At 37.9% G+C, this 5190-nt stretch carries 5 protein-coding genes; 1 reads left to right on the top strand and 4 read right to left on the bottom strand.

Annotated features, from left to right (window positions below):
- Together purB and ACIQ6Z_RS08885 are read right to left on the bottom strand one after the other, a co-directional pair.
- A partial coding sequence (purB, locus tag ACIQ6Z_RS08880) for an adenylosuccinate lyase (RefSeq protein WP_396210533.1) occupies positions 1 to 1020 on the bottom strand: 1020 nt, incomplete at its 3' end.
- 74 nt (positions 1021 to 1094) lie between these two features.
- A complete protein-coding gene (locus ACIQ6Z_RS08885) occupies positions 1095 to 1784 on the bottom strand; it encodes an SIR2 family NAD-dependent protein deacylase (RefSeq protein WP_396210534.1) in 690 nt (229 codons plus the stop codon).
- Positions 1785 to 1822: 38 nt separating this feature from the next.
- Here ACIQ6Z_RS08885 and ACIQ6Z_RS08890 point away from each other — a divergent pair, with 38 nt between their 5' ends.
- A complete protein-coding gene (locus ACIQ6Z_RS08890; protein ID WP_396210535.1) occupies positions 1823 to 2494 on the top strand; it encodes a TrmH family RNA methyltransferase in 672 nt (223 codons plus the stop codon).
- Position 2495: 1 nt separating this feature from the next.
- Here ACIQ6Z_RS08890 and ACIQ6Z_RS08895 read toward each other — a convergent pair whose 3' ends face one another.
- Together ACIQ6Z_RS08895 and ACIQ6Z_RS08900 are read right to left on the bottom strand one after the other, a co-directional pair.
- Positions 2496 to 3266 (bottom strand): carboxypeptidase-like regulatory domain-containing protein, encoded by a 771-nt coding sequence (locus ACIQ6Z_RS08895; protein ID WP_396210536.1) that lies wholly within the window; start codon positions 3264 to 3266, stop codon positions 2496 to 2498.
- A gap of 87 nt (positions 3267 to 3353) precedes the next feature.
- Positions 3354 to 5190: DEAD/DEAH box helicase (locus ACIQ6Z_RS08900; RefSeq protein ID WP_396210537.1), on the bottom strand; the 1837-nt coding region annotated here is incomplete at its 5' end.

Consider the following 5190-nt stretch of genomic DNA (forward strand, 5'->3'; position numbering starts at 1 on the left):
GGTACTGTCCGTCAAATCACGTTGCAATCTCGATAGGGGTAATTTGGCCGAAAGGTGTTCGAAAATGGCATTGGCAATTCCTAAATTTCCTTCCGAATTTTCAAAATCAATGGGGTTTACTTTATGAGGCATCGCCGACGATCCAATTTCGCCCGCTTTGATTTTTTGTTTGAAATAATCCATAGACACATAGGTCCAAATATCTCTATCCAAGTCGATTAATATGGTGTTGATGCGTTTTAAAGCGTCAAAAAAGGCGGCAAAATGATCGTAATGTTCAATTTGTGTCGTAGGAAACGAATGGTGTAATCCCAAACTATTCTCAACGAACTCGGTACCAAATTTTTTCCAATCGGTAGTCGGATACGCTACTTTGTGTGCGTTGTAATTACCGGTTGCACCTCCAAATTTAGCCGCAAAAGGCACATTAAACAACAAACGCATTTGCTCTTCCAAACGTTCTACGAATACTAGAATTTCTTTTCCTAAACGAGTAGGTGAAGCGGGTTGTCCATGGGTTCGGGCAAGCATTGGTATGTCTGACCACTCCATGCCTAATTCTTTTAATTTTGCAATTACACTTACCAAACTCGGTAGGTATACTTTTTCAAACGCTTCTTTGGTAGACAATGGGATCGCCGTATTGTTGATGTCTTGTGAAGTCAGTCCAAAATGGATGAATTCTTTATAAGCTTGTAAACCCAATCCGTCAAATTTGGATTTGATGAAATATTCTACCGCTTTTACATCGTGGTTGGTTGTTTTTTCAGTTTCTTTAATCCAAAGTGCGTCTTCGGTAGAAAAGTTTTCATAAATGGCTCGTAACGAATTGTAAATGGATTTATCTATAGCGGCCAATTGAGGTAAATCGGCTTCCCGTAGTGCAATAAAGTATTCAACTTCTACTAAAACACGATATTTTATTAATGCTTCTTCTGAAAAAAAAGGAGCTAATGATGCGGTTTTACTTCTATAACGACCATCGATTGGCGAAATAGCATTTAATTCGGTTAATTGCATGTTGTTGTGTGTTGTTTAACGAAGTGCAAATTTAGTAATTAGTGATTAGTTATGCGTTATTAGTTTGGAGTTTTTTACGTTAAATGCAAAAGTTCTTCTTTCACTACTTTCATTCCTTCAACGGCTGTTAGCGGAATGACTTTCAACGGGTTGGCTAAATCATATATGGTGGCGGGTTTGGGATCAATATAATACACTGGAACATTGGGTTGGATGAAATGCATCAATCCGGCAGCAGGGTATACTTGTAAGGAAGTTCCAATGATAATGAGTACTTCAGCAGTCGTCACAATTTCAATGGCTTTATCCAATAAAGGAACCGCTTCGCCAAACCAAACAATATGTGGGCGCAATTGATGACCTTGTGGATCACTAGTGCCAATGTGCAAGTCGGTTTTCCAGTCCAATATACAGGTCTCATTGGCTACACTGCGCACTTTTAATAATTCGCCGTGCAAGTGCAATACACTTGAACTTCCGGCTCTTTCGTGTAAATCATCTACGTTTTGTGTAATTATTTGAAGGGTAAAGAGTTGTTCTAATTCGGCTAAAATTTTGTGTGCTGAATTGGGTTGAACGGTCAGGAGTTGGGCCCTACGTTTATTGTAAAAATCGAGAACTAATTCGGGATTTTTTTTCCATCCAATTGGCGAAGCAACCGCCATGATATCATGCCCTTCCCATAAACCATCTGCATCTCGAAAGGTTTTAATACCGCTTTCGGCACTGATACCCGCACCGGTTAATACGACTATTTTTTTCATACCACAATTTTCATTTTCTTTGTAGTAAATTTATAAAAATGGATGTAAAGGATCACGAACTTTTAAATTATTTAGAAGGATTTCTAACCGAAAACAGGAAAGAAGGATTTTTACGTGTATTGCAAAACCGTACCAAGCATTTTACCATTGCGATGGAAGACGTTTATCAATTGCACAATACTAGTGCGGTAATGCGTAGTTGTGAGGTTTTCGGTATACAGGAATTGAACGTGATCGAACAAAAATTTGGCAAGCGTATCGATTCAGAAATTGCCATGGGAGCTCAAAAATGGGTAGATGTTTTTCGCTACAATTCGGTACAGAATTGTTTGGATATCCTACGAGCTAAAGGTTATCAAATCATCGCTACTACACCGCATGATGATTCTTGTTTGTTGCATGAATTTGATATTACAAAACCATCTGCCTTATTTTTTGGAACTGAAAGAGATGGTTTGTCGGCAGAAGTTATGCAACAAGCAGATGGTTTTTTGAAAATCCCGATGGTAGGGTATACCGAGAGTTTGAATATATCAGTTTCAGCAGCGATTATTATTCAAGATATTACGAATCGTTTGCGGCAATCTAAATTGGATTGGCAATTAACAGAAGAAGAAGTTTGGGAAAAGCGTTTGGATTGGGCTCGAAAATCAATTAAGGATATTGAGTTTATCGAGCGGAAATATTGGGAAGCATTGCAAGACCAATAGCTTATTTATTTTTTTTCAAAATTTTATATTCTTCATAACACAAACTAATAGCATCCATTATTTGTAGGTCATTAGCTGTTTGAATAAAGTAGTCAGAATAGTTACAATTTGCAAGGATTTGTGGAATATCATCTTTGTCTATTTCCAATAGTGCTGCCAATGTTTCTCGATCAAATTTGGTAGCCAAGAGATTGCGAACCGTATCGTCTTTTTTCATTTCTTTCAGCTTCTTCATTTCATTCGGACGTTTTCCAAATACGTTGTAAAGAAAATCAGCCGGATTGAAAATGGAGCGCATCACTTTAGAAACGGCACTTGGCGATTTATCACCAGCTTCATACCCTGCGTTTAATCCAGAAATGCTGTAGCGATACCCGTCATTTGCTACTGGAATGAGTTGGGTATCAACTTCTACATAACCCGTTAATTGATATTGCCGAATTACTACTTCGTCAAGTACATAGGCTTTTTCAGTTAGGTAAATTTTTGTAGGATTATTTTTGATCCAGTCGTTGGTTACTTTTACTTTAACGGTTTCATAACCAATGTACGAAAAAAGAAGGGTATCGTTTAATTTTGTAGCAATTTCAAAAGTTCCACTTCCTGTTGTGGCTGTACCAGTAACGCGTGTCGCATTGATTACGTTTACATTGCTTAGAGGCAACTTGGTAGTATTATTAACAACCGAACCTTTGATATTTACTAAGGTGTCTTTTTGTGACCAAACTGAAGTGGTCATTAGTGTAAATAAAAAAACTACAAAATATCTCATTCTTTTTTATAATGATTCAAAAATACGAATCTAAAGATGATATTTTGTAGTTTTTGGTAATTTTATAAGAAAATTAACGAATTGGTGTTAACTTCTTCTTGGTCTTCTTGGTCTTGAAGTATCTCCAGAACTTTCAGCGCGTCGAGGAGCTCTATCTGAAAATCCGCCTTCTCTTCGAGGAGCAGCACTGCTTCTTTCTCCTCTAAATCCGCCTTCTCTTCTTGGAGCTGAGCTGTTGCGATCGCTTCTAAATACGCCGTCACGACTACCTTCTCTTCGAGGAGCACTTCCGCTTCTTTCCCCTCTAAAACCACCTTCGCGTCTTCCGCCTCCGAAACCACCACCTGAATTTCTTCCGTTATGGTCGCGTCTTCCACCGCCGTCGTTTTTAGAAATTTCCACGTTGATGCGTCTACCGTTCATGTCATAGCCGTTTAAAACTGACATTACTTTATCGGTATGTTCTCCGTCGGTATTGAAGAAAGAAAATCCTTCTTTAACATCTACTTTAAACACATCATCTCTACCTAAATCTAAGGTTTCTTTGATGAAATCTTTCAATTGCATCCAATCAAAATCATCTCTTGTGCCAATGTTGATGAAATAACGTACAGGATCTCCTGCTCTAATTTCTCTTGGTTCAGAGCTTCTTTCACGATCATTACTTCTTTCACCGGTAATGTCACGTTTTGATTTATAGTAATTGATGAAACGGTTGAATTCAACCGAAACCATTTTTTTGATCAATTCTTCTTTTGATAAACCGTCCAATACTTCATTGATAGCCGGTAAATAGTTATCAATTTCATGATCTACTTCGGTATCTTTAATTTTATTGGCCAAGTGTAATAACTGAATTTCGCAAATTTCTATTCCTGATGGAATGGTTTTTTCTTGAAACTTTTGTTGGATAATACGCTCAATTGAATGTATTTTTCTAATTTCACTTTTGGTAATAATTACAATAGAAGTTCCTAATTTCCCAGCTCTTCCGGTTCTTCCAGAACGGTGGTTGTAGGTTTCTATTTCGTCTGGTAATTGATAGTTCACAACATGCGTAATATTATCAACGTCAATTCCACGTGCCGCTACGTCTGTAGCTACCAACATTTGAATTTGACGCCCTCTAAACGATTTCATTACCCCATCGCGTTGTGCTTGCGATAAATCACCATGAAGCGCTGCTGCATTATAACCATCTTCGATTAATTTTTCCGCCACGGCTTGGGTATCTCTTTTGGTTCTACAAAAAACCACTGAAAAAATATCTGGGTTAGCATCTGCTAAACGTTTCAAGGCTTCATAACGGTCACGCGCATTAACACAATAGTATTCGTGTGATACAGTTGCCGAACCTGAGTTTTTACTTCCTACGGTAATTTCTACAGGATCAGCCATAAATTTCTTTGCAATACGCGCTACTTCAGCAGGCATTGTGGCCGAAAATAGCCACGTGTTTTTCTCATCGGGCGTATCCGATAGTATGGAACAAATATCTTCGTAGAATCCCATGTTTAACATTTCATCTGCCTCATCAAGGATACAAAAATCAATGTTTTTAATGTTTACAAGACCTCTGTTGATCATGTCTTGCATTCTACCAGGTGTAGCCACAATAATTTGTGCACCACGTTTTACTTCTCTAGCTTGTTCAGTAATGCTTGCACCACCATAAACAGCTACCGTATGTAACCCCTTTATGTATTTTGAGTATAATTTAATCTCATTTGTGATTTGTAAGCATAATTCTCGTGTTGGCGATAAAATTAAAGCTTGCGTATTTCTATTTTCAGCATCAATTTTTTGAATTAGTGGAAAACCAAAAGCGGCGGTTTTTCCTGTTCCTGTTTGCGCTAGGGCAACTAAATCTGTGTTTTGTTCCAATAGTACTGGAATCGCTTTTTCTTGCACTTCTGACGGATTC

Origin of the sequence: Flavobacterium sp. (assembly GCF_044376915.1) — a bacterium.
Taxonomy (GTDB): Bacteria; Bacteroidota; Bacteroidia; order Flavobacteriales; family Flavobacteriaceae; genus Flavobacterium.

Excerpts from the sequence above, each read along its gene's own strand:
- ACIQ6Z_RS08885 (WP_396210534.1), bottom strand. The coding sequence starts at position 1,784 with ATGAAAAAAATAGTCGTATTAACCGGTGCGGGTATCAGTGCCGAAAGC.
- ACIQ6Z_RS08890 (WP_396210535.1), top strand. The coding sequence starts at position 1,823 with ATGGATGTAAAGGATCACGAACTTTTAAATTATTTAGAAGGATTTCTA.
- ACIQ6Z_RS08895 (WP_396210536.1), bottom strand. The coding sequence starts at position 3,266 with ATGAGATATTTTGTAGTTTTTTTATTTACACTAATGACCACTTCAGTT.